The sequence below is a fragment of the Paraburkholderia youngii genome (genome assembly GCF_013366925.1).
In the GTDB taxonomy this organism is placed as follows: domain Bacteria; phylum Pseudomonadota; class Gammaproteobacteria; order Burkholderiales; family Burkholderiaceae; genus Paraburkholderia; species Paraburkholderia youngii.
The window spans coordinates 2,590,681-2,615,656 of record NZ_JAALDK010000001.1 but is presented as its reverse complement, the minus strand read 5'-3'; the positions used below and the strand labels follow the sequence as shown (position 1 = coordinate 2,615,656).

21 protein-coding genes are annotated in these 24,976 nt (G+C 60.7%); 12 read left to right on the top strand and 9 right to left on the bottom strand.

The window, feature by feature from the left end; translation table 11 throughout:
* The first annotated feature begins 39 nt into the window (after positions 1–39).
* The 3 genes from G5S42_RS12140 (at position 40) to G5S42_RS12130 (ending at position 3,975) form a co-directional block, all read left to right on the top strand.
* Positions 40–996: a substrate-binding domain-containing protein gene (locus G5S42_RS12140; RefSeq protein WP_176106956.1), complete on the top strand. Its 957-nt coding sequence runs from the start codon at positions 40–42 to the stop codon at positions 994–996.
* Positions 997–1,088: 92 nt separating this feature from the next.
* A complete protein-coding gene (locus tag G5S42_RS12135; protein WP_176106955.1) occupies positions 1,089–2,654 on the top strand; it encodes a sugar ABC transporter ATP-binding protein in 1,566 nt (521 codons plus the stop codon).
* Positions 2,655–2,673: 19 nt separating this feature from the next.
* Positions 2,674–3,975, top strand: coding sequence for an ABC transporter permease (locus G5S42_RS12130; RefSeq protein WP_176106954.1), 1,302 nt, complete (start codon positions 2,674–2,676; stop codon positions 3,973–3,975).
* A gap of 100 nt (positions 3,976–4,075) precedes the next feature.
* Here G5S42_RS12130 and G5S42_RS12125 read toward each other — a convergent pair whose 3' ends face one another.
* The 3 genes from G5S42_RS12125 to G5S42_RS12115 are packed head-to-tail and all read right to left on the bottom strand — an operon-like array spanning position 4,076 to position 6,119.
* Complete coding sequence (locus G5S42_RS12125; RefSeq protein WP_176106953.1) at positions 4,076–4,690, bottom strand: hypothetical protein; 615 nt, start codon at positions 4,688–4,690, stop codon at positions 4,076–4,078.
* A 49-nt stretch (positions 4,691–4,739) separates the two neighbouring features.
* Positions 4,740–5,534 (bottom strand): molybdopterin-dependent oxidoreductase, encoded by a 795-nt coding sequence (locus G5S42_RS12120; RefSeq protein WP_176106952.1) that lies wholly within the window; start codon positions 5,532–5,534, stop codon positions 4,740–4,742.
* Positions 5,535–5,537: 3 nt separating this feature from the next.
* Positions 5,538–6,119 carry a cytochrome b/b6 domain-containing protein gene (locus G5S42_RS12115; RefSeq protein WP_246391965.1) on the bottom strand — a complete coding sequence of 194 codons (582 nt, stop codon included), beginning with the start codon at positions 6,117–6,119 and terminating at the stop codon, positions 5,538–5,540.
* A gap of 442 nt (positions 6,120–6,561) precedes the next feature.
* Here G5S42_RS12115 and glnH point away from each other — a divergent pair, with 442 nt between their 5' ends.
* Genes glnH through G5S42_RS12090 form a run of 5 tightly spaced genes read left to right on the top strand, consistent with a single transcriptional unit; the run spans position 6,562 to position 10,756 of the window.
* The gene (glnH, locus tag G5S42_RS12110) at positions 6,562–7,308 is read left to right on the top strand and encodes a glutamine ABC transporter substrate-binding protein GlnH (protein WP_176106950.1); all 747 of its coding nucleotides are present in this window, start codon (positions 6,562–6,564) and stop codon (positions 7,306–7,308) included.
* A 27-nt stretch (positions 7,309–7,335) separates the two neighbouring features.
* Positions 7,336–7,992, top strand: a complete 657-nt coding sequence (gene glnP / locus G5S42_RS12105) for a glutamine ABC transporter permease GlnP (protein ID WP_018438276.1) — start codon at positions 7,336–7,338, stop codon at positions 7,990–7,992.
* On the top strand, positions 7,989–8,726 hold the full coding sequence (gene glnQ / locus G5S42_RS12100) for a glutamine ABC transporter ATP-binding protein GlnQ (protein ID WP_018438275.1): 738 nt from the start codon (positions 7,989–7,991) through the stop codon (positions 8,724–8,726). Before glnP ends, glnQ begins: the two co-directional genes overlap by 4 nt.
* A gap of 10 nt (positions 8,727–8,736) precedes the next feature.
* On the top strand, positions 8,737–9,822 hold the full coding sequence (locus G5S42_RS12095; RefSeq protein WP_176106949.1) for a C45 family autoproteolytic acyltransferase/hydrolase: 1,086 nt from the start codon (positions 8,737–8,739) through the stop codon (positions 9,820–9,822).
* The gene (locus G5S42_RS12090; protein WP_176106948.1) at positions 9,758–10,756 is read left to right on the top strand and encodes a MurR/RpiR family transcriptional regulator; all 999 of its coding nucleotides are present in this window, start codon (positions 9,758–9,760) and stop codon (positions 10,754–10,756) included. The genes G5S42_RS12095 and G5S42_RS12090 overlap by 65 nt, the downstream gene beginning before the upstream one ends.
* A 388-nt stretch (positions 10,757–11,144) precedes the next feature.
* On the opposite strand, the gene G5S42_RS12085 is transcribed toward G5S42_RS12090, so the two are convergent.
* The 5 genes from G5S42_RS12085 to G5S42_RS12065 form a co-directional block, all read right to left on the bottom strand.
* The gene (locus tag G5S42_RS12085) at positions 11,145–12,173 is read right to left on the bottom strand and encodes a hypothetical protein (protein ID WP_176106947.1); all 1,029 of its coding nucleotides are present in this window, start codon (positions 12,171–12,173) and stop codon (positions 11,145–11,147) included.
* A 71-nt stretch (positions 12,174–12,244) separates the two neighbouring features.
* The gene (locus G5S42_RS12080; protein ID WP_176110493.1) at positions 12,245–13,129 is read right to left on the bottom strand and encodes a polysaccharide deacetylase family protein; all 885 of its coding nucleotides are present in this window, start codon (positions 13,127–13,129) and stop codon (positions 12,245–12,247) included.
* 75 nt (positions 13,130–13,204) lie between these two features.
* Positions 13,205–14,467, bottom strand: coding sequence for an FAD-dependent oxidoreductase (locus G5S42_RS12075; RefSeq protein WP_176106946.1), 1,263 nt, complete (start codon positions 14,465–14,467; stop codon positions 13,205–13,207).
* On the bottom strand, positions 14,467–15,669 hold the full coding sequence (locus G5S42_RS12070) for a carboxylate--amine ligase (protein ID WP_176106945.1): 1,203 nt from the start codon (positions 15,667–15,669) through the stop codon (positions 14,467–14,469). The genes G5S42_RS12075 and G5S42_RS12070 overlap by 1 nt, the downstream gene beginning before the upstream one ends.
* Before the next feature lie 143 nt (positions 15,670–15,812).
* Positions 15,813–17,147 carry an MraY family glycosyltransferase gene (locus G5S42_RS12065; RefSeq protein ID WP_246391963.1) on the bottom strand — a complete coding sequence of 445 codons (1,335 nt, stop codon included), beginning with the start codon at positions 17,145–17,147 and terminating at the stop codon, positions 15,813–15,815.
* A gap of 151 nt (positions 17,148–17,298) precedes the next feature.
* Here G5S42_RS12065 and G5S42_RS12060 point away from each other — a divergent pair, with 151 nt between their 5' ends.
* The 4 genes from G5S42_RS12060 (at position 17,299) to G5S42_RS12045 (ending at position 23,297) form a co-directional block, all read left to right on the top strand.
* Positions 17,299–19,536, top strand: a complete 2,238-nt coding sequence (locus G5S42_RS12060; protein WP_176106944.1) for a polysaccharide biosynthesis tyrosine autokinase — start codon at positions 17,299–17,301, stop codon at positions 19,534–19,536.
* A gap of 224 nt (positions 19,537–19,760) precedes the next feature.
* Positions 19,761–20,870 (top strand): glycosyltransferase family 4 protein, encoded by a 1,110-nt coding sequence (locus tag G5S42_RS12055; protein WP_176106943.1) that lies wholly within the window; start codon positions 19,761–19,763, stop codon positions 20,868–20,870.
* A gap of 22 nt (positions 20,871–20,892) precedes the next feature.
* The gene (locus G5S42_RS45460; RefSeq protein WP_176106942.1) at positions 20,893–22,113 is read left to right on the top strand and encodes a glycosyltransferase family 4 protein; all 1,221 of its coding nucleotides are present in this window, start codon (positions 20,893–20,895) and stop codon (positions 22,111–22,113) included.
* Entirely contained in the window at positions 22,110–23,297 is a 1,188-nt protein-coding gene (locus G5S42_RS12045) for a glycosyltransferase (RefSeq protein WP_246391961.1), read from the top strand. The genes G5S42_RS45460 and G5S42_RS12045 overlap by 4 nt, the downstream gene beginning before the upstream one ends.
* Before the next feature lie 62 nt (positions 23,298–23,359).
* Here the strand turns inward: G5S42_RS12045 and G5S42_RS12040 are convergent, their stop codons facing one another.
* Entirely contained in the window at positions 23,360–24,637 is a 1,278-nt protein-coding gene (locus tag G5S42_RS12040; RefSeq protein WP_176106941.1) for a hypothetical protein, read from the bottom strand.
* Positions 24,638–24,976 lie beyond the last annotated feature (339 nt).

Genomic DNA, 24,976 nt, shown 5'->3' with positions numbered 1-24,976 from the left:
GGCGGAAAGCCCCAACTCCCGTTGACATAGGAGACAGAGATGAACCGCAATCGCCGTCTGTTTACCGGCGCGCTCGTATCGGCGCCTTTGGCCGGTCTGATCTTAAAGGCCGGCTATGTACACGCGCAGGGCAAAAAATACCGCTTCGGCTTCTCGCAGGTCACGACCGTCGAGCCCTGGCGAGTGCAGTTCAACAAGGATATGAAGGCCGAGGCCGCGAAGCATCCGAATGTCGAACTCGTCATCGCCGATGCGAACGACCGCACCGACAAGCAGGTTGCCGACGTGGAGAACTTCATCGCGCAAAAGATGGATGCGATCTTCATCTCGCCGAAGGAGTCGGCGGGGCTCACGGGCGTCGTCGAGAAAGCCTACAAGGCAGGCATTCCCGTGTTCGTGCTCGATCGCGAAGTCAATGGCGACCAGTACACGCAGTTCGTCGGCGGCGACAACGTGCTGATCGGCAAGGGCGCGGGCGAGTTCATCGTGAAGACGCAGGGCGGCGTGGGCAAGGCGAAAGGCAATATCGTCGAAGTGTGGGGCGGTTTCGGCACGCAGGCTTCGCACGACCGGCACGACGGGATGATGTCGTTCGTCGGCAAGGAGCCGGGGCTGAAGATCGTCGGACAGCGCGTCGATTGCGACTGGAAGCAGGACAAGGCCTACGACTACATGAAGACGGTGTTGCGCGTTAATCCGCAGGTCGATCTCGTGTTTGCGCATAACGATCCGATGGCCTATGGCGCATATCTCGCCGTGAAGGATGCAGGGGTCGAGAAGAAGATCAAGTTCGTCGGCGCGGACGGCTTGCCGAACGAAGGCGCGGTTTGGGTCGAAAAGGGCATTCTCACCGCGACGTTCGTTTATCCGACGCCGGGCGGCGAAGCGATCCGTCAGGCGCTGAAGATGTTCGCCGGCGAAAAGATTCCGAAGAAAGTGACGATGCCGACACAGGGCATCTTCGCCGATAACGCGAAGCAGTTTGCCGCGAGTTGAGTCGCGGTGGAGCGCGCGCAGCGGTTGTCGTCACCGCCGCGCGCGCTTAGCACGCAACTTTGCATCCACGAATAATCAGCGGATGGGAATCCATGACGCCGAATGCCAGCAGCCTCGATCCTCCCCTACTGCAGCGAAGCGTTCCAGCGAGCGCGACACCGCTCGTCGCGGCGAAGCGCGTTTCGATCGCCTTCAACGGCAGCCCCGCGCTTACCGAGGTCGATTTCGACATCATGCCGGGCGAAGTGCATGCGCTGGCCGGTGAGAACGGCGCAGGCAAGTCGAGCCTGATGAAGATACTGGGTGGCCTGTATCTGCCCGATACCGGCTCTATCGACGTGGCCGGCGTTCCCGTCGATTTTAGAACCACGGCCGACGCCAACGAAGCGGGCATCGCGATCATTCACCAGGAACTAAATCTGGTGGATAGCCTGTCCGTTGTCGACAACCTGTTTCTCGGCCAGGAAATCACGACGCGCTTCGGCTTTCCCGATCATCGCGCGATGCGGGCGAAAGCGATCGAAGTGCTCGCGCAACTGCAATTCAGACCGTCGCCGGAGGCGCTCGTCGGCGCGTTGCGGATCGGTGAAAAGCAGTTGATCGAGATCGCCAAGGCGCTGCTTGCCGATGCGCGCGTGCTCATCATGGACGAGCCGACTTCCGCACTCTCCGACACGGAAGCGCATGCACTCGCGGGCCTCGTGCGTGCGTTGCGCGAGCGTGGCATGGGCATCGTGCTGATCAGTCATCGTTTGCACGAGGTGTTCGAACTTGCCGATCGCGTGACCGTGCTGCGCGACGGACGCCATATTGCGACGCTGCCGATGAGCCGCGTGGAGTCGGCGGTACAACTGGTGTCGATGATGATCGGCAAGAACTTCGTCGCGCCGCATCGCGAGTCCGGCGAAGTGCGCGCCGCTGCCGACACGATGATTGCCGTGCGCGATCTGACGCTGCATGGGGAGCATCGGCCAGTGGTGGATTGCGTGTCGTTCGAAGTGCGGCGCGGCGAAGTGCTCGGCCTGTCGGGGCTGCTGGGCGCGGGCAAGACGGAGATTCTCGAAGCGCTGTACGGCGTGTCGCCGTATCGGGTTGAGGGCGCAATCGAGATCGGCGCCGAAAGGCGCACGTTCAAGACGCCGGCGGACGCCGTCGAGGCAGGCGTCGCGTTCGTCACCGAAGATCGCAAGAAGGACGGGCTGATCGTCGATCAGTCGGTCGAGGCGAACCTGGTGCTGCCGAGTCTCGCGCAGGTGGAAGGCTTTCCGTTCTACCGGCCGCGCGTGATCGCGCGACGCGTGGCCGCGCAGGCGAAGGCGTCGAACGTGAAGTACGGCGGCGCGTCGCAGCCGGTCGCGACGCTGTCGGGCGGCAACCAGCAGAAGCTGATCATCGGCAAATGGCTGATGACGCAGCCCGCCATCCTGTTGCTCGACGAGCCAACGCGTGGCGTCGATGTCGCCGCGAAGGCCGAAATCTATAGCCAGATTTTGCAGGCCGCTCGCAGCGGGCTGACGGTGGTGGTCGCTAGTTCGGAGATCGATGAACTGATGCTGATGTGCGACCGCATCCTCGTGCTGTGCGAAGGGCGCGGGCGAGGCGTGCTCGAACGCGAAGCATTTTCCGCAGATGAACTCATAAAGCTGGCGTCGCCTTGATGCCGATGGAGCCCCGAACATGCTGAAGATCGATCAACAGGCGATGGATGCGATGCCTGATACGCGGCAGCAGCGATTGCGCGCGTGGCTGACGAACGTGAAGTACTACCTTGGACTGATCGTGCTGCTCGCGCTCGGCGCGCTCACGTCGCCGCACGCGGCGGACGGCAGCAACATCTTTCTGTCGTCGGCGAATTTCTCGGATGTATTCCGCCAGGTGGCGAACGTGGGCGTGATGTCGGTTGGGATGACGCTCGTCATCATCACGGCGGGCATCGACCTGTCCGTCGGCTCGGTGATGGGCTTCGGCAGCGTGCTCACCGCCATCCTGCTGACGACGCCCAGCAGCAACGCGGCCTCGTGGACATCGCTCGCGCTCGACGCCGTGAGTGTGTTCGCGATCGTCTATGGGGCGGGCGGGATGTTCGCGCGGCGCATGGGCGGCGCGAAGGTAACGGCGGGCACTGCGGGCGTCGGCGGCAAGGCGTCTGGCAAGCGGCATCGCGCGGTTCGCGTGGCGCTTGCCGCGCTCGCCGCACTGCTTGCTTGCGGCGTCGTGTGGCATCGACTGCCGCAGAAAGTGTCGCTCCTGATGGTGCTCTGGATGGTGCCGCTCGCGGGCCTCGCGATCGGCGCGCTCAATGGCCTCATCATCACCCGCGGGCGCATGCAGCCGTTCATCGTGACGCTCGCGGCGATGGTCGGCATGATGGGCGTGGCGCGGCTCGTTGCCGGGCAGGATACGGCCGTGTATTCAATCTATAGCGGTAGCAACGCGACGACCGACATCGACAACCTGCGTGCATTGCTGTTCGGCGTGGTGCCCGTTCCCGCGCTCTTTTTCATCGTGATCGCGCTGATCGCGGACTTCGTGCTCAATCGCACGGTGTTCGGCAAGTACCTGTATGCGATCGGCGGCAACGAAAAGTGCGCGCGCATTTCGGGGCTCAACGTCGACCGCCACAAGATCGCCGCGTATGCGATCTCGGGCATGCTCGCGGCGCTCGTCGGTGTGTTGTATGCCGCGCAGTACCGGCAAGGGAAAGTCGATGCCGGCGTCGGTTGGGAACTCGATGCGATCGCGGCGGTGGTGATCGGCGGAACGAGCCTGATGGGCGGCGTCGGACGGATCGCGGGCACGGTGGCGGGCGTGCTGATCTTCGGATTTCTCGGCAACATCCTGCTGCTCAACAACATCGACAGCAATACGCAACTGGTGCTGAAGGGGGTGATCATCGTCGTCGCCGTGTTCCTGCAACAGACCCGCATGAATCCGCAGACGATGCTCGTGCGGCTGCGCGGTCGGCGGGCAGCGAGATGAATGCACCCCATCCAGGCAAATCAATCGTGACGATGCGTCGGCACGCGCGGCGTCGACACATGACGCCGTGCGTGGCGCTCGCCGAGGCGAAGGTCAGCGCTCACATCGGCGGTACCACGCCGTCCTTTTCGACCACGACGCGTTGCGCAACGTAACTTCCCTGCGACGCAGGCGTTGCGACGATGAACACCTTCTTGCCGGCCGTAAGATCGCTGTGCTCCGCGGGCGTGAACGTGACGACGGGCACGTTTGGCGGCACCGTCACCACATTGCTGCCGCCCTTGTACGACAGCTTCAGGTCGCGTCCGTTAGTGCTCTGCACGACGGAGTCGACGTTCGCGTTGGTCATCGAGCTTTTCGGGCCCAGGTCCCACGGGTAATGCCCTTCGCCCGTGCCGCGCGCGGACTCGGGGAACACCACCACTTCCGTTGCCGTCAGCTTGCCGTCGGTGCCCGTGGTTGCAGCCGTGCCAATGAACGTACCCGGCTTGATATCCGATAGCTGCATCGTTTTCACAGCCGAGACACGCACATCCGGCTTCACATCGACCGACACGGTATCGCCGCTGCGGCGATGGACCTTGAGCGTGTCACCGTTTTGCGACACGATTTCGCCACGGATGCGCGTGGGCGTCGTGGCGGGCGCCTGCGCGAAAGCAGCGCTCGCGAGCGCGGCAGCCATAAAGGCTGCGCCAAGTTTGATGCGGAGTGTCATAGAACCTCCCAACTGGATGGTTGAAGGACGGGGGAAAGACATCATTGCTTCACGAGCCGCTGAACCAGTTGTAGCCCTGGTTCTCCCAATAGCCGCCCGGATACTGGTTGGTGATTTCGATTGCGACGACATGCTTGGGATTCTTGAAGCCGAGCTTGGTCGGCACGCGCAGCTTCATCGGGAAGCCATACTTCGGCGGCAGCACGTCACCGTCGTAAGTCAGCGTGAGCAGCGTCTGCGGGTGGAGCGCCGTCGGCATGTCGATGCTGGTCCAGTAGTTGTAGTCCGCGCAATGCAGCGACACGTACTTTGCAGTCGTGTCCGCACCCGCGCGACGCAGGAAGTCGGAAAAGCGAACGCCGCCCCAGCGGCCGATCGCGCTCCATCCTTCGACGCAGACAAGACGCGTGATCTGGCTTTCCTGCGGCAGCGCATGCAGTTCGTCGAGCGACCAGGTGCGCTTGCCATGCGCGAGGCCGGTGACCTGCAGACGGTAGGTCGCGGCATCGATCTCGGGTACGTCGTCGATCTCATAGAACGCGTTGAACGGAAACGGCCGCGTGATCATCGATTCCGGATACGTGGGCGCCAGCTTGTTCGGATCGAACAGCAGCGCCTGCACGCGGTCGTTGAAGAACGAGATGCGGCGCAGCGCGGTGTTCACCGCCTTGTCGTTGGTCAGATCGCAACCGGAGAGCATCGCGATGCCGCCCAGGGTCAGCAGCCGCCGGCCGAACAGGCGGCGCGCGGGCGATTTGAGTTCGCGCTGTGCGTCGCGGATGATCGATTCGGCATGCGTCGCGAGAAAACTGCCTTTTTGCGCGGTGCGTTTTCGGATCGTCACGATTTACCGTCCCCGTATCATCAACAGTAACGAGCGCGGCACGAGCGCGGCCATCGCGACGTGAACGATGAAAAACGCCACCAGGACGCTCATGCATACGAAGTGCACGACGCGCGCATTGTCATATCCGCCCATCAGCGTGCGCAGCAGCGGGAACTGCACCGACTTCCATATGACGAGCCCCGACAACACGATCAGCACGATGTCGGCGATCACGACGAGATAGGCGAGCTTCTGCACCGAGTTGTAGTGCGCGAGGTCGTCGTGTTTCAGGCGCCCGCGCAGTGCGGCGACCAGGTCGGCGGCCAGCTGTTTCGGCCTGATGGGCAGCAGTTTGCGTCGCAAGCGCCCGGACGCCAGATTCAGCGCGAGATAGACCAGAAAATTGGCGACCAGCAGCCACATCACGGCGAAATGCCATAGCAGCGCGCCGGCGAGCCAACCGCCAAGTGTGATCGAAGGTGGAAACTGAATGGCTGGAAAGATTGGCGACGCATCGTAAATCTGCCAGCCGCTCATGACCATCAGCACGACCGCGACAGCATTGATCCAGTGTGTGATCCGTACCCAGCCGGGTTGAACCATGTTGTGACTCAAAATCACTCCAGATTCGGTGGCATTCATTCCAGTAGCGCGGGGGCAAGCCGGTCGACACCGAATCGCGCTCCGACCGTCAGGCTGCCATCTGCAACACAAGGGCTAACGCGATCGATTGACCGTTATTCCGTCGCGCGTGAAGATTTTTCCCTTGCAATCGACTTTCAATACCGACACACAGCGCGCGCGAAAGCCGTCCCGCCGCAGGGGATTCGCAGCATCCGGCATGCCCTATTGCGCCGGGCACAAGCGCTTCGGCGCAAAGACATGCTTCGGCACCCAGCGCCTTCCGTCCGACATCTCCTATCGGGGTATACCCGATTCGCAAGCAAATTTGCGCGCCAAGCTATTGCGCAAATAAATTTGCAGAAAGATACTCATCGCAAATCGGTTTGCTGTCGTTCCTCAACCCCACCTCGAAGAGGTCATCATGAAACTCGTAGCAAAGCTCGCCGCGGCTGCACTCGTCGCCGTTTCCGTCCTCGGTCATGCCGCGCGGGCCGAGACCTTGCTGGTCGCCTGCGACACGGCGTTCGTGCCGTTCGAATTCAAACAGGGCGACAAATACGTCGGCTTCGATATCGACCTGTGGGAAGCCATCGCGAAGGACCTGAAGCTCGACTACAAGCTGCAGCCGATGGATTTCAGCGGCATCCTGCCGGCGCTGCAAACCCATAACGTCGACGTCGCGCTCGCGGGCATCACGATCAAGGACGAGCGCAAGAAAGTGATCGACTTCTCCGATGGCTACTACGACAGCGGCTTCACGCTGATGGTGCCGGCCACCAGCGCGATCAAGGGCCCGGACGACCTGAAGGGCAAGTCGCTCGCCATCAAGACGGGGACGTCGGCGGCGGATTACGCGAAGATGCACTTCGCGGGTACCGATCTGCGCCAGTTCCCGAACATCGACAACGCGTATCTGGAGTTGCAGACAGGACGGGTCGATGCAGCGATGCACGACACGCCGAACGTTCTCTACTACATCAACACGGCCGGCAAGGGCCATGTGAAGGCGGTCGGTCCGCAGATGATGGCGCAGCAATACGGCATCGGCTTTCCGAAGGGCAGCCCGCTCGTGCCGAAGGTCAATGCGGCGCTCGCGAAGATCAAGGCTGACGGTCGCTATGCGGCGATCTACAAGAAGTGGTTCGGCGCCGAGCCGACGAAGTCCTGATAACGCAACGGCTGCGGGAGGCAAGTCATGCAGTTCGATCTGTCAGTCGTCGTCGATGCGTTACCGGCACTATTGCAGGGCGCGAAGCTGACGGTGCTCATCACCATCGCGGGCCTTGCGGGAGGCCTGGCGGTCGGCTTTCTGTTCGGCTTGATGCGGGCGTACGGGAACGCCTTCATGCAGAAGATCGCGTTCGCGTACGTCGAGTTCGTGCGCGGCACGCCGATCGTCGTGCAGGTGATGTTCATCTACTTCGCTCTGCCCGTGCTGCTTAACGTGCGCGTCGATGCGTTGACGGCCGCGATCGTGTCGATCATCGTCAATTCGGGCGCGTATATCGCCGAGATCGTGCGCGGCTCGTTCCTGTCGGTGCCGCGCGGATTGAAGGAAGCGGGACTCGCGCTGGGCATGCCGATGTGGCGCGTGCTAGGGTTCGTCGTCGGGCCCGTTGCGATTCGCCGCATGACGCCTGCGCTTGGCAACCAGTTCATCGTGAGCCTGAAGGATACGTCGCTGTTCATCGTGATCGGCGTCGGTGAACTCACGCGTCAGGGTCAGGAAATCATGGCGGCGAATTTTCGGGCCGTTGAAATCTGGACGGCCGTGGCCGCAATCTATCTGTGCATGATCGGTGTGCTGACGTTCTGTCTGCGCACGATGGAAAAGAGGATGCGGATACTATGAGCGCGCTCGATATGGTGCAGTTCAAGCAGGTCACGAAGCGCTTCGGGCAGACCACCGTGCTGGACGGCGTCGATCTGAACATTCGCGCGGGCGAAGTCGTGGTGCTGATCGGTCCGTCGGGTTCGGGCAAATCGACGCTGCTGCGTTGTATCAATGCGCTGGAGCATATCGACGGCGGCGATCTGATCGTCGATGGCATCAGCGTGCACGGCGGCTCGAAGAAGGTGCGCGAGATTCGCCGCGAAGCGGGCATGGTGTTTCAGCAGTTCAACCTATTCCCGCAACTGACGGCGCTCGAAAACGTCGCGTTCGGTCCGCGTCAGGTGCGCGGCATGAGCAAGTCCGACGCGGAAACGCTCGCGCACGAGCTGCTCACGAAAGTCGGCCTGGCGGGCCGCGTCGGGCACTATGCAAGCGAGTTGTCGGGCGGTCAGCAGCAACGCGTCGCGATTGCGCGTGCGCTGGCCGTCAAGCCGAAGCTGATGCTGTTCGACGAGCCGACTTCGGCGCTCGATCCCGAACTGCGGCAGGAAGTGCTGCGGGTGATGCAGTCGCTGGCGGAAGAGGGCATGACGATGGTCGTCGTGACGCACGAAATGACGTTCGCGCGCAAGGTCGGCACGCGTCTTATCTTCATGGAGCACGGCCACATCACGGTCGACGGGCCGCCCGCGCAGTTGCTCGACAATCCGCCGAATCAGCGCCTGCGCGATTTCCTTCAACACGTCGAATGATCTCGAACTCATGTCTGCAATTGGATTCATCGAAATCTCCGGCTCGCCGTTCGACGCGGGCGAGGCGTTAGGCCGCTTCGGCGCGTTGGCCGTGCATCGCCACCTGGTGCAATCAGCCGCCTGGCGCGACGTCATGCAATGGCGTGGCACGCCGCTCGCGGCCGCGCTTTCCGCACATACGCGGCAGCGCTTTCCGCGAATCTGGGCGGAATTGCAGGGGCTTGCCAACGGCCTCGGACTGCCCTTCGACGATGTGTTCCTGTGGAACTGCCGCGGCGACCTGTGGGCTGCGTCGCCCGACGGTTGCACGACGGTTCAATTGCCATCGGTTGATGGCAAGCGCATCAGTCACAACGAAGACGGCGACCCCGGCTTCGCGGGGCATTGCGCGATTGCCGCGTGTCGGATCGAAGGCAGTCCGGGCTTTGCGGCGTTCGTGTATCCGGGCTCGCTGCCGGGCCATACGTTCGCCGTGACGGACGCGGGTCTTGCCGTCACCGTGAACAACCTGCGGGTGCGCGAGACCGAGGCGGGCGTGCCGCGCATGGTGCTCACGCGCGCCTTGCTGGATGCGCGCGATCTCGATGCGGCCGTTGCCGTGGTGCGCGACAACCCCCGCGCGGGCGGCTTCCATCTGACGCTTGCGCATCAGGCGAGCGCGCCGTTGCTGAGCGTCGAGTACAGCGCGCACGGTTGTTCCGTGCAGGAGATCACGCAGCCGTCATTGCATGCGAATCACGCGATTCATCCGCCGATGCACGGCCTCGCTCAGGTCGTGACCGATTCATCGCGTAGTCGGCAGGCGCGCGGCGACCGGATGCTGCGGGACGCAAGCGAAGCGGGGCATGCGCCTGAGCCGCTCGCGATCCTCGCCGACACGCACGACGAATCGCTGCCGATCTACCGCACCGATCCCGCCGATCCCGACGACGAAAACACGCTCGCAACCGCTGATATCGTGATCAGGGCGTCTCACATAGAATGGGACGTTTATGAACAACCAGGGACGCCGCCGCGATATCGATTGATCAATGGACACAAACCTACGCACGAAGCGCCGCAAGCCGGCGAACAAGGACGAGGCGAGCGCGCCTGAAGCCGTCGCTGGCGCGCCGCGCAGCGTCGATGCGCTGCGCGAACTGGTGGTGCGCATCGGTCGCGACGAGGCGGGCCTGTCGCTCGGCGGTAAGGCGCACGCCGTGCTGGCGTGGCTGCTCGAACGGCCGGAGGAAGTGGCCGTGCGGACCATCACCGATCTGGCGACGGCACTCGACGTCAATGCGTCGACGCTGACGCGGCTCAGCACGAAGCTCGGCTATACAGGGTTCGCGGATTTTCAGAGCGTGTTTCGCGATTCGCTGGCGGAGCGTCACCGGCATTTCTATACGAATCAGGCGGAGCGGCTCGTTGCAGGGAAAAAGCAGCGTGCGCACACGCCCGTCAATAGCGGAACGTCGCCCGAAGTCGAGGTCGTCGTGCAACTCGCGCACGAATCGATCGTCAATGTGGAGACGTTTCTCGCGCGGCTATCGGCTGACGATCTGCGTGGCGCGGCCGCGCTATTGGCGGGGGCGCCGCGCGTGCGCGTGCACGGCTTGCGGCAGTTCAGCGCCCTCGCCAGCTTTCTTTGCTATGGGCTCGGGATGATCCGTACCGACGTCGCGTTGCTCGATGCACAAGGGCTCGGCGTGGCTGAAGGACTCGCGCAGTTGCAACCGGGCGATGTGGTGGTCGTCACGAGCGTCTCGCCTTATACGCGCAGCGTCGCTGAAGCTGCGAAGGCAGCGGCCGAGGCGGGTATGACGGTCATCGCGATCACGGATACGCTCGCGTCTCCACTGGTGCCGCCCGCGCGCCACGCGTTCCTGATTCCGCATGACAGCAGTTTCTTCAGCAATAGCATGGGCGCGTATCTGATCTTTTGCGAAGGCCTGCTCAATCTGGTCGCGACGCATCTCGGGAAGCGGTCTTTGCAGGCGCTATCGCGGCGCGAACGATTGATTACCGCGTTGGGGATCGAGACGGACTAATGCTGGCGAGGGATCGTAAAGATCCGTTGTCGGACCGCGAGGTAGGTGCAGCGCATCTGCGGCTCGCTAGCCGCGGCCGTTGTGATCCGCCGCGTTCTGCTGACTTTCAATATTTCCCGCTCGATCGGCGCTGCTCAAGGAGCGCAAGCGCCGCTGGCGGAGCCGGCCATTCTTCGACGTATTCGAAAACAGGACGTCCGCGACGGCTCTGAGAGCAAGGTAGACCACGAATAGAAACGCGATCGTACCGATTATTCGTATAAGAGTCGTCATCTTGAACCCTCACTTAAGTAACGCGACCTCAGTTGGCTCGATTGGAAAACCGATCCATCAGTCGGGATTCCCAACTCCCGGCCGCGCACCTCCGGTCAATGCAGCACAGTTGCGCTTACTGAACGACTTTGCATCCTCTCACGCAGGTGTTTTGCCGATACTGTGCGGCGCCGCCGCTCGCCTTTTGCCATATGATACCTGGCCGTGTTGCGAACGAATAGTACGCCTTTTCGCTTACCCCCATTACGGTGTTGTAACGCACGATGTTGGTCGAGTAGTCTGCGTCGCCGGCGGTGCCACCTGTCAGCAGCACCGAAGCGCCCATATCGGGCGCTCCATAGCCGTGAATTGCCCTGACGTCGTTGTATTCGATCACGTTATCGCCGCCCAGTTGCTGCGCATTGTCATTCTCGACACCTACCGCGCAATCTATCAGAACATTATGTCCAATGTACCCGTGTCGATGCGCGACGAATACGGCGCCGTAGTATCCGCAGCTCTCGAAACGGTTGTATGCAATCACGTCGCCGCTGCCGCCGTCCACTTCCCCGTAGGTCTGAAACATCGCCTGGCCAAAAAATCGCCTGAAGGTGTTGCCGACAAGCATGAAGTCGCTGACCCTGTCCCGCGTCTCGACGGGAATGTTGTAGTGCAGCGCATCGTCGTCGAGAATAAAGCGTGGAGCAGTGGAATTGGTTCCTTCGAATACGCAATTGGCGATGCTGTCGCCGGTCAGCGTTTTCCCCCCCGGTGCGACGACGGAAAACATGCTGAATACCGGCTTGGTCTGCCTGAGCGTCGTGCCTTTCGCACATTCCATGTGCCGATGGCTGACCGTGATTTTGACCGTGTGGTCGATCACGCAGGTCCCAGCCGGCACCCGTACGTCGCCGGCATCCAGCGCGGCCTGAAATGCTGACGAATCGTCCGACACGCCATCGCACTTGGCGCCAAAGTCAACGGGATTCACTGGGTCAACAAGGGCTGGTGCGACGATAGTGCGCTCAGCCGGGGGCGTACCCAGCAGACCGCTGGCTGGCGGCACCCTGGCTGCCGCATCGCCGCGATCCGCGAGTAGCCGCAATGACAGCGCGGCAATGAGCCCGCTGAGCAACAGGCCGCAGGCCCAGTAAGCGAACCTCATGAAAATTGACTCCAGCGTTCGTTTAATAGCGCAACAGGGTTACAGCCGGACGGACATCCGGCCTTCGCCAACTAGAACTGCGGAAAGCGTCCATCCCACGAGCCACCTCGCAAGTAGCGCAGAAAAACCGGAATGCCTGTCAATTGGGCGGCGAACCAGGTGGGCGAAGCGTCGTCGGTAATGATGATCGTGCGCAAACGGTAAGGATCGGTTTGGCTATCGTTCCAGCCAACGTCGCAGGTGCGCGCGGTCTTGAATCCCGCCGCCTTCACGTATTCGATCTCCCGCGCGCCGTAGTTGCCGTTCGGATACGCGAAGTGAGTGCACTCGCTATTCAGTAAAGCGCCAACCTCGTGTCGTGAAGCCGCGATTTCCTCCTCACATTCGGATGCCTCGCAGCGCGTCAAGATCGGATGAAACCGCGTGTGCGCCTGAAAGTCCACGTAAGGCTTCATCGTTTGGATCTGCTCATGGGTGAGGCCCGACGGCTTGTCTTCGCCGTCCTGCGCAAATCCTCTCACCTCGAGTTCGGCCAGCCGACGTGAATTGCCTAGTCGCTTCAGCCGTTCGATACCGGCCTGTTCCGCTGACGGATGCAACCACCAATGCCTGCGCCGGCGCGCGACGATTCGACTGCATAGGAAAATGGTCGGGCGAACCTTATGTTTGATGAAAACCGGCAGAAGATCAGCATTGCCTGCGTGGCCATCGTCAAAAGTAACGACTGCGCGAGGCCGCCCTTTGCTGGGCTCATTGAGAGCCGCGAGAGGGATCACGTCGCAGATCTTCCGCAAATGGGTCAGATGCACATCGAGCGTTGCAGGGTCCGGATCGTGATACAGCAGGATCGCGACTCTGTCACGCCATAGCAAAGTTCGCGTTAGCCACGTCATACCGGAAAAGGACAAGCAGCGAGCCATGATTTCTTTCACGGCGCTGTTTCGCTGGGGAATCATCATTGGGCACACTCACTGAGTAGACAGTTGGCGTATCGATGAACCTGAACTCGACACGATCCGCATGGATGGCGCTTAATGATCCGCCTGATTCGCAACTGCTTCCGTAGTTGCTGCGGCGGGCGTCGTTCGCGGCGCGGGGCTATCGTGCCAATAACGCTTCACGATATGCCGTGCAACCTGCGGCGCTGCGTATTTCGCTCCATAGATGAATCGCATCACAGGACCAAAGCTGTATGCGGATGCGGGTCCAATCACATAGAGACCGGGAACACCGGTCTCGAAATGGCGCGTGAGTTCCGGCACACCGTCTTCAAGGGACATCGACTGGACGATTTCCCTTGAAAGAAATGCATGTCGACTGAGGTCGGTTTTGAACCCGGTCGCCGCAATGACGTGGTCGGCCTCTAACTGCGATTGCTGGTCTTTCGTGGAGACCTGCAAGACAATGCGATTTTTATCAACGGTCGCGTGACGTATCTGGCTGCCGACCGACACGTCGACTTGGTCGACGACGCGATCGCGCAGCCACCAGGCGCCAGACGGGCCCCACGTGGAATTTACGACCTGCTTTCGGCGCTGTGCGCCAAATGCGCGAAACACGAACGGCCATTCCGCGATGATATGGGCGCGCCAACCCGGGCCGATTCGCCCATCCGGCCTGATCAGCCTCGATACAAGGCTCCGGTTGTTCTGCGGTTTGTTGTTCCACGTCACGACAGGTTCACGCGCGAGCACGCGGATACGACCACCGTTTTCGTTCATGAGCGCGGCGAGGCCGAGTGCCGACTGTCCGCCACCCACGATAACGATATCCTTTCCTCGCACCCATTCGAGATTTCCGTACTCGCAGGAATGGGAGACGAATTCTCGTGGCAGCCCTTGCAGAACCGGAGGCGTCTTTTCGAAACCCTTGAGCCCCAGCGCCAGCACCACGCGGCGCGCGACGACGGAAGTGCCGTCACTCAGCGACAGATGGAACATCCCGTCCACGCGGCGCATATCGACAACATCGACCTGCCTTAAATCGTCGACGAGCTGTTGTTGAAACCACAGTCCATAATCAATGAACGTTTCGCGTGTCAGGCGCATGCCGATCGGCTGGTAGCGAATGCCCCTCAGCGCACAATAGTCCTGAAGCGCATAACCGCGCTGCGGTGCATAGAGACTCGTGGACCAGCCGTCAGAGCGCATCAGCATGCCCGGTGGCGCGAAGTTTCGCCAGCCTTCCATAGGCGTGCCTAAAACCTGATGAGGCACGCCCGCCGCATCCAGGTGAGCCGCGAGAGACAAGCCATAAGGTCCTGCACCAATGATTGCGGTATCGGTCGTTGCCATTAGTTCCTCCCACTTAACAGATTTTCGGGTCGATTTGTGAGCACATCTCTCTGCATCATCTGCCGCAGTCGGCGCAACGGATTTCCCATGCAGTACTGTCTTAAAGCGGGAAACGGGTCCTCGATGCGAAAATAGCCGTCCACGATCTCCGTGATGCCCGTCAGCAGTTGAGGTGGCGGCTTGTCGGCGATTGACGCCCGCCACGCGACGCTCACACGGTTTGCCGTGGCCGTCGTCACAGGTAGTCCTAGCTCGTGCTGATAGGCCGCGACTGGGATATTCGTCCCACACAAGGTAGCGATTTCTTCCTGCCAGTCCGTTCTTCCAACGGTGGGTTCGATCATCACGAACTTCCGGCGATGATCGTCCCACTTGTATTCCATGCTGCCCATGCCGTCCATGCTCGCGCATTCCGCGAAAGCCAACGTGATGGGCTCGAGTACTTTGTGCGCGTCGGGCGCCGCAACACATACCGCTGTGCTACCTACGTTGCGGGGATAGCAGGAGAGCTTGCGTCCGGTGAAGGTTGCGATTGGCCGTCCATCCGCACCACGATAAAAGAGCGTGAAATAGATGTTGCTATCCGCCCCTTCTATCCACTCCTGCACCACGATTCCTCCAGGAGTCTCAAGCATGACGGCTGCTTGCTCGCGGGCCTCTTTTAGCGTTTCGATACGAAGCGCGCGTTCTTTTTTTCCGGTTAACGCACTTCGCTTGTCATCGGGTTTCATCACGCATGGGAACTGCAGCATACCCAGCAGTGCCATATCGGAGCCACTTTCAAGAACGACAGTACGCGGAACCTCAAAATCATTTACTTGTGCGAACACGTGGAAACTCGCCTTACTGCTCAGGAGCTTTATCTTCTCGTCGGTCGGAATCCGAATGCGGAACCACTTCGATATTTCGTCGATGTTTTCGGAGACAGCATGAACCGCTGGTTCGGCCGTCAATATCAGAACCGGCGGCTCGCTCATTCCCCTGCCGATTTCGATCATGTCGTCGATGAATTCTCTTCCTTCGAGATTTCTGATTAGCCGGCCCTGCGTGTGACGAGACCAAAAGGCAGCCCTGCTTTCCATATCGACAGTCAAGGTCCGAATTCCTTGCCGAGCGAGCGACCTGACGACGCCAAGGCCGTTCAATTCGCCGCCAACCACTACTGCGCTGACGTTTGCACTGCGTGAATCCATACGCGCCATAATCGCTCCGGGTACGATTGCCTACATAAGAATGCCTGGGTCATTTGCACGTTCGGCCTTGCACGACGAGGAGTGCATAGCCGACTGCAATGAGATTTTTTTTGATGGAAGATTGGTCCGCTCTGTCCAGCTGATATGCGAATTCATTCCGCCTGGGATGGCTGCTCAGCGGTGTGGTTAGCCGGTGTTTCGCTCGGAGCGGGCAACGAATCGCGGGGCATGTAAATCACGAGCCAGCGCGGTGCCCTGAATTTGACGATCGATACATACAGCCAAACGTAGACCGCCATGAAAGTCATCGCGGTCGCAAAGAGCGCCACTTCGTTATTCCAAAGGAACGTCGCCGGCACGATACTGATGAGGCTGATCGTCCAAAGGTATGGCGACGTCCTCGCGTTGCGCCTCGTGCGCTGGCGTGTCGTCTCGGGATGAGCTGCGCGGCGCACCATCCGCCTGAAGATCAACGTGTGCAAATGGATGCCGTCAGGCTCGCCTGCCGCGCAGCCGCGCACAATGCGCCGCCGGTAGATCGTGAAGACGGTTTCGAAGATCGGATAGATCGTCACGACGACAGCGTACCAGGCAGAGACATTCGGATGGCGCGCTATAAGGAGGACGACGAGTTCGGCAATCGTAAAGCCGATGAAGTACGCACCCCCGTCGCCGAGGAAAATCGCCGCGGATGGGTAGTTCCACACGAGGAAGCCCACGATGGCGCCGATCATCGTCAGGGACACGCTGAGAATCAGCCAGTCGTCCACCTGATGTGCGACGAAACCAATCGAGGCCAGCATCAGAACTGCCACTCCGCCGGCCAATCCGTTGAAGCCGTCGATCAGATTGAACGCGTTGGTCAAGCCGGACACCATGAGCAAAGTGAGGCCCAGCGCGATTGGCGAATAGACAAGAAGGGAATCTATCAGCGGAAGATCCACACGATCGACGACGGCCCCTAGCGCAAAATCGCCGATCGCCGCAGAAACGATTGCACATAGCAACCTCGCCGCTGGACTCACCTGCTTGGTGAAGTCCTCGATGATCCCGCCGAGGAAAACTGGCAACGCGCACAGAAGCAATTTGAAAACCTCCATGCGCGGATTACTGCCGAGTAATGCACCGAGCGCGAGTGTTAGCGCCACCGCGAGCGCGACCGCGATGCCACCTACACGGGGCACGGCCGTAGCGTGCATCTTTTGTACGCCATCGAGTTGATTGTCGAGTCCAATGCCGCCACCGAGCCGAGCGCTTTTGACAACGATAAAAGTAATCAGAAAGCATGCTAATAGGCCAAATATTAAGTTCGGCATCTCTCTCGCCTCGATGGTGTTGACCTGATAACTGTCTCTCACACACAAAACGCGAATTCCACGACGATTAAAGCCATTTGTGTGGCGAGCAGCCTTTTTATTAATTCGGCATTTGCTACCGACGGGTACAGAAGGTACGGGAAAAAGGTACCCATCAATGTTCGTTTCCATACACAAACGGGGCCGGCCCGCTGGTACGTTCTACCGAAATGATTTTGGCTACTGTAGGCCTGCTGCGCGACTGATCTGATGCTTCACAACGGACGGAGCGTTTCTTCGCGAAGCATGTGACTTACGGGTTCTGTTTGTCCTGGGGATCTCCATGAACGAAAAGCAGATATCGATGCCGTCGTCGGCGCGGTCCAGCCACGGCAATCTTTCGCAAATACTCGATGTGATTTCGCGGCGCCGGCTGACGATTGCAGTCACAACGGTGGTCTGCCTCGTTGTGGGTGGCGTCGTCGCGCTCACGTCGCCGGTCTACCAGTCGAACATTCTCGTCAAGATCGATCAGTTGCCTGAAGCGCAGCCCTCCTCGCGTCCGGAACTGATGTCGATGGTTTCGCCTGCGTTCGATGCAAGGTCGAAGACGACGGGAGAGATGCAGGTAATCCAGTCGCGCCAGACCGTCGCACATGTGGTCGATGAGCTCGAGCTCGACGTTGTTTCAGGCCCGCGTCGCTTTCCTGTCATCGGAGCGTGGCTCGCGAGTCATGCAAGTGATCTCTCGAAGTCGGTCTTTGGCGCCATTGGCGGCTACGCGTGGGGCAAGGAACAGATCAAGGTTGGTGCATTCAAAGTTCCACGCGAGCTGGAAGACCGCCAGCTGACATTGACGGCGCTGTCCGAGGATCGATACGAGCTGAGCGGTAGTGAGCTTGACAGGCCCTTCGTCGGCAGCGTCGGTCGGACCGAAACGATCGCGACCACCAAAGGCGATGTGACGTTGCGCATCGACACGATCGTGGCGGGGCCCGGTATCCGGTTCAATCTGAAGCGCTTGTCGCGCCAGGACGTGATTGACGATATGCAGAAGCATCTGCAGATCACTGAGCAAGGCGAGAAGTCGAACGTCGTGAGCGTCTCCATGCGGGGTAGCGATCCGGAGATGCTTAGCCAGACGTTGAACGCGCTCGGCGCGCAATACGTGCGTGAAAATAACGATCGCAATGCGACCATCGCAGCAAATTCGCTGAGGTTCCTGGAGAGTCAGTTACCCGCTATGCAAGCGCAAATGGTGGCGGCCGAGCACCGCTACACCGCATATCGCAATTCGCTCGGTCTCGTCGATGCGACTGAAGAAGGGCGGCTAAATCTGCAGAGAGTCTCCGATGCTGAGGCACAGCTGCTCACGCTGCAGCGCACCCGTGCCGATCTGGCAGCGCGATACGCGCCGTCGTATCCGGCCGTAGCGTCGCTCGATGCGCAGATCGCGATGACGAAGCAGTATCTTGAAGCCGGGAGAGCGCGCGTCAATGCCATGCCGACGGAGCAACAAGACGCGCTCGCCCTGATGCGCGACGTGAGAATGACGACCGACCTTTACACGGCGGCGCGGAACAATGTCGAGCAACTTCGGCTCATTCAGGCGAGCAAAGCGGGTTTCGCGCAGATCATCGATCCCGCAATCGTACCCGAACATCCGGTGCGGCCCGTGCGGTCACTCGTGCTCGCCGCGTCGTTGTTACTCGGACTACTTGCGGGTGTCGCGATTTCGTTTGTCCGCGAGCTGCTTTTCGCTGGGGTGACCGAGCCTGAACAAGTCGAAGCTCGCACCGGTCTGATGGTGTACGGAATGGTGCCTCATAGCGCAAAGCAGGACGAGCTTCAGACCAAAGCGAACGCTACCGACGCGCGCGACCTGATTCTCGCCTGCCGGCACCCGTCCGATCCGGCCGCGGAAAGCCTGCGTTCGTTCCGCTCGGCCCTGCAATACATGTTGGCGAGTGCGCGCAACAACATCGTCATGGTGGCGGGTCCGATGCCACAGGTCGGAAAGTCGTTCGTCGCCGCGAACCTTGCGGTGATCCTGGCGATGACCGGAAAACGCGTGCTGCTCGTCGACTGTGACTTGCGCAGGGGCGCCCTGCATCGCAGTTTTGGACTTCCGTCCGGCCTGGGACTCGCGGAAGTTCTCGCGGACCCGTCACTGACTGTCGAGCTTGCAACACGAGAGGTTTTACCGAATCTCGACATCTTGCCGTGTGGTGACTATCCCGCCAATCCGGCCGAATTGCTCAATAGCGTCGCTTTCGACAGCTTGATGAGTAATGCGTCGGCGCGATACGACATCGTACTGCTCGATTCGGCGCCGGCGCTCGCCGTCTCGGACGCCGGCATTGTCGCGCCGCACGCAGGATCGGTCTTTCTGGTGGCACGGTTCTCGGAAACCCGTCTTGCGGAAATCGAGGAAACGGCAAGGCGCTTTGCCCAGGTCGGCACCCGGATACACGGCGTGATGCTTAACGGCTTCTCGGTACGCAGCGTGAAGTACCTGCATCCGGGGCGCTACGGCAGCCACATCTATGCGACGAGCCAGCACACTGACCGCATGAACTGACATCGTCGACGCGTATCAGTTCGACTTCACGACGGAGAACCGGCTATTCGCGACGTTGCTTTCTTTAGCCGGTGTCGTGCTCGTGCACAAACATCTCGTTACTGCCGTTCGCCGTAATAGTGGCGCGCGACTTCGTGCTGGCCCGCCAATTCGGGCCAGTTGGTGTGCAGTTTTCAACCGCGAAACACGCTGAGCCTTTGGCCGTTCCGGGGAGACAACGAAACGTGAAGATTGTTCTTGTCGTCAATTCAATGGGAGGACCGGGCGGCGCCGAACGGGTTGCCGCGGTGCTGTCGGCCGCGTGGGCCCAACGCAACGACACCGTTACGCTCGTGCCGACCTACAGCAAACACGGTGGATGTTTTTTTCCCATCGACGAGAAGGTGCGGATGATCTATCTGGCCGACCGCGTCAGGCATAGCCCGCTGCGACGGGTCAACTACATCGCGAGACTGGCGGAGTTGCGCAAGCTATTCGTGGAAGAGCAGCCCGACGTCATCGTGTCGTTTTTGACCAACGTGAACATCAACGTGATCCTGGCTTCACGGGGCCTGCGCATTCCGGTGATCGCCTGCGAGCACAACGATCCGGTGGCCGATGGCCGCCCGTTTCTGTGGAAGCTGCTTTGCCGGCTCACCTACCCGCGGGCCACCGCGCTCACGTTCCTTTCCCAATCGATGGCAACGCCGTTCGAGAAGATGCGCTCGGGAGACACGCCTCACATTGCCGTGATGCCGAATCCGATTCCGGACGAGCTTTTCAGCATGACGAGGCCGCAGCGCGTGGAAGGCAGAAAGCGCCTTATTTCAGTGGGTCGTCTGAACCCCCAGAAGCACTACGAGCTGCTGATCGAAACCTTTGCGAAGGTCGCGCACGATTTCGAGGATTGGGATCTGTGGATCTGGGGCGAAGGCCCTGAGCGGCCGATGCTCACCCGCAGGATTGCAGAGCTCAATCTGTCCAGGCGGGTATTTCTGCCGGGCAGCACGCAGGCTGCATGGGATGAGATGGCCGCCGCGGACGCTTTCATACTGTCGTCCCGCTTTGAAGGGATGCCGGTGGCGTTGATGGAGAGCATGGCGCTCGGTGTGCCGGCGGTCTCGTTCGACTGCCCGAGCGGGCCGCGCGAGTTGATGCGCGACGGGCAGGACGGTCTGCTGATCCCACCGGGCGATGCAACAGCGCTCGCCGCCGGACTGCGGCGCATGCTGTCGGACCAGGCGCTGCGCGAAGAGCTCGGCGTCAGGGGCGCGCGCTCGATCCGGGATCGCTATTCCGTTGCCCATATTCTGACGATCTGGGATCGCCTGTTCGCCCAGTTGCGCCTGGGTTAATCAGTTTTTCCGGAGGACGATAGTGCCGACGAATAAAGTCATTCTTCTCGCGAACACGGACTGGTATCTCTTCAACTTCCGCTTGTCGCTCGCACAAACCCTACGAGAGCGCGGGTTCGAGGTGATCCTGCTATCGCCCGACGGCAGTTATGGGCCGAAGCTTCGAGCTCTCGGTTTTACCTGGGAGGCGATTCCGATGGAACGGCGCAGCCTCAACCCATGGCGCGAGGTCGGCCTCATTCTATGGCTCGCACGCGTTTTCAGACGCGAGCGTCCGCTGCTCGTCCACGGCTTTACGATCAAGGGCGCAGTCTATAGCTCGCTCGCGGCGCGGCTGGCCGGCGTGCCGATTCGCGTCAACGGCATCGATGGCCTCGGTTACGTGTTCACGAGCGATGAACTGCGCGCCCGCATGCTGCGTCCCGTGGTGAGCAATCTCATGCGCTTCGCCTTCAATGGGGAACGCTCCGCCGTCGTTCTGCAGAATTCGTCGGACGTCGCGCTCTTCAAGCGGTCTCGCATCGCTGCGGACCGGGCGGTGCGGCTCGTGAGAGGCGCGGGGGTGAACCTGACACGCTACCGGCCGCGCGAGCCGGCCGAGACGAAAAAAGGTGCGCCGTTGCGCATCGTGCTGGCGGCGAGGCTGATCTGGGAAAAGGGTATCGGCGAATTCGTCGAAGCGTCTCGGATACTGAAGAGCGAAGGCCGTTCGGTGATTTTCCTGCTGGCGGGCTCTCCCGACGAGGGCAATCCAGCCGCGATTCAGCGCAGCAAGATCGAGGAATGGGACCGCGACAACCTGCTTACCTGGCTGGGGCACGTCAGTGATATGCCCGCCTTGCTTTCGGAGGTCGATGTGGTCGTGTTGCCGAGCTACTATCGGGAAGGTTTGCCGACGACGCTGATCGAGGGCGCAGCCTGCGCGCTACCGCTGATCACGACCGATGCGCCCGGCTGCCGCGAAGTGGTGAGCCGCAACGGCGACGATGGCATCCTCATTCCGGCGCGAGACCCCAAAGCGCTCGCCGACGCGATCCGCATGCTCGACGACGATCGCGCGCTCGGCGCCAAGCTGGGCCTTGCCGCGAGAGCGAAGGTGCAAACCGAGTTCGACGAGAACATCGTGCTCGCCAAGTTGCTGTCGATCTATCAGGAGTTGGGCGCCGCGTCGCCGGTCCCGGCGACGGTGCCGGTGCCGGTCGCAGGCTTGGTGGCAACACCGCCGGAGGGGACATCGCCATGAGAATCGTCCATGTCATCTCCGGGCTGCGGGTAGGCGGGGCCGAAATGATGCTCTATCGGCTGATCCAGGCGTCGCAGCGCGATGGTGTCCAGCACACGGTGATCTCCATGTCGTCACTCGACACGATGAGCGAGCGCATACGATCGCTCGGTGTCGAAGTGCGGATACTCGGCATGTCGCGGAGTTTGCCCAATCCGCTCATGCTGTTTCGCCTCGTGCGCTGGCTGATCGAACTGCGTCCTGACGTTGTGCAAACCTGGATGTATCACGCGGATCTGTTTGGCGGAATCGCCGCGCGCATCGCCCGGATCGTCGCGGGACGGGGCGAACGACGAGGCGGTACCTTGAGGCTCGCCTGGGGTGTGCATCAGACCGAGTTCCCATCGCTGCGTTCGGGCACGAAGCTGGCAATCGTCGCGAAGTTCTGTGCGTGGCTGTCAACGCGCCTGCCCGACGTGATCATCTGCTGCGCTGACGCGGCGCGCATCTCGCACGTCCGAGGCGGCTATTGCAGTACGCGAATGCAGGTGATTTTCAACGGCTTCGATCTCGACTTGTTCAAGCCGCGCCGGCGCGACAGCGATCCGTTGCGCAAGGCGCTCGGACTGGACCCTGCGACGAAGATTGTCGGCATAGTCGGCCGCTACGACCCTGCCAAGGACTATGGCACTTTCATCAACGCCGTAGCGAGGGTGTCTGCAATGGAGCCGGACTGCCGCTTCGTCATGATTGGCCGGGGCCTTGACGAGAGCAATCGGGAACTCACGGCGATGATCGACCGCGCGGGCATCAGGGACGTTTGTCGACTTACGGGCGCAAGCAATGACGTGCACCTGCTGATGTCCGCTTTGGACGTCTTCTGTCTATCGTCACGAAGCGAGGGACTGCCGACGGTGGTTGGCGAAGCGATGGCATGCGGTGTCCCCTGCGTGGCGACCGATGTAGGCGATACCGCGGCATTGATGGGAGAAACCGGCCGTCTGGTTCCGAGCGGCGATCCGGACGCGCTCGCCGCTGGTATCGTTAGCCTGCTTTCGCTCGACCGCGAGGGACGCGAACAGCTCGGCAAGCTGGCGCGCACGCGAATGGCAACACGCTTTTCAATCGAGCGCTGCTGGGCAAGCTACCGGCACGTCTATTCGACGCGCGACCAGGCGTTCGGGTTCGGTATTGATCGCACGTGAGGGCAACACAAACCTCGCAGGCCGGGACATGAGAGGATCGAGTACCGGCCGCAGATCGAAACTTAGGGCGAGCGCGGCGCAACTAGCAAATCCGGTTCTCTACCCTCAACATCGACACCCCGATAGCCGGCAGCCGAATGGGTATTGTCCCGCGATACCCCCAGCCGCATCACCAGGGGCAGGAGCCCGAAGTAGAGAAGCGGCGACGTGTACGACAGCTTTGATGACATCAGCAGCCCGAAAAAGCACAGATTGGCAATGTCCTTTTTCATGACCAGGAATATGCCGATGGGAATTGCAAGTCCTACGATGCCAAGTTGCACGACGAAAAAATTGAGCAATCCTGCGTCGTTAAGTGATGCAACAAAGGTCGACGTGTGTTCCGAGACATCGAACAGGTCGTATTCGACGGAGAAGGGGCCGTAGCCGAACAGAAAATCCCATCCATGGCGCACTTCATAGACGTACGACAGCAGCCGCAAGCGCAGTCCTGAATCCGCATCGATTTTGAGCATGAAGCTATTGACGTAAGCCGCAATCAATCCCGGCGAGGCCAAGGCGATCAATGTGAATATTGCCGTCGCCCACGCTCTCATGCGGCGCGAGTGCGTGACCATCAATGCTGCAATCAACACCACCGCCTGTACAACCGCCGCAGCTGACTGCGTGATGAGCATGGATAGCACGGTCAGAGCGATGGGCAGCGTAGCCGGCGTCTTTCCTCTCGCCCTGGAAAGCAGGATATAGCCGATTGCCATGGTTCCCACGGCCGCGGCGAACGTCGAAGGTTCTATATACAGACCCGTCGGCCGGAATGCGAAAACGGGATGCACGGACTCCCAATTCTGGTACCGCGACGCGTCACCCGTAATCGGCCTGGTAAAGTCGATGTACTGGCCGCTGATGAGCAGCGTTGCTGTCTGCAGGAACAGGACGGAGCAATTGAGGACTAGCAACCTCGAGACAGCTGTCGTGACTTCGCCGATGCGTGTTGAAATCAACGCAGCGAATGACGCAAGAAAGCCGATGTCAAGCAAGAAGAAAATGTAGTTGTTCGTCGCGGATTTCTCGAGATTGTACGAAGCGTTCCCGTGTGGTACTGCGAGAAACCACAGATAGCACGCGGTAATGACAGTCGCCGAAAGCGACACAAGAGCCACGCATCGAATACTGAACAACGCCTCGCGGACCTTCGCGTCGCTCATGCACACTGCCATAAGCAGCAGAATGCCTGTCATCACGACATATGGTCCATGGCTCGTCAGTGAGCACAGCAGCAGCGCGACGAACATCGCGCTGCGATGAATTGCGGTCGACCGCATCGTTATTTGTGTACTCATGCTATGGCTTCTCTGCTAAGCAAATAGTTGGACCAGGCCTTTGATTCAACTATTCGTTATTCCGGTACTTTCTGCGCACCCCGGTGAATGTAGAGGAAATAGGTACCTGTCAATGTGCGTTGTCAAACATTAATAGGGACGCAGTGACTGCTATGTTTTACCGACGTTTTGCGTGGCCGGATGCGTGCCACGCCGCGGTCTAAACCCTGCGATACGGAAGACTCCTACGTGTGCGAAGCATGTGGGCTTCGGTCTCCGCGCCCTGAGGAACTCCATGAGCGAAAGGAAGGTGTCCCTGGCGTCGTCGGCGCCGCGCAACCGAGCGCCAGCGGAAATACT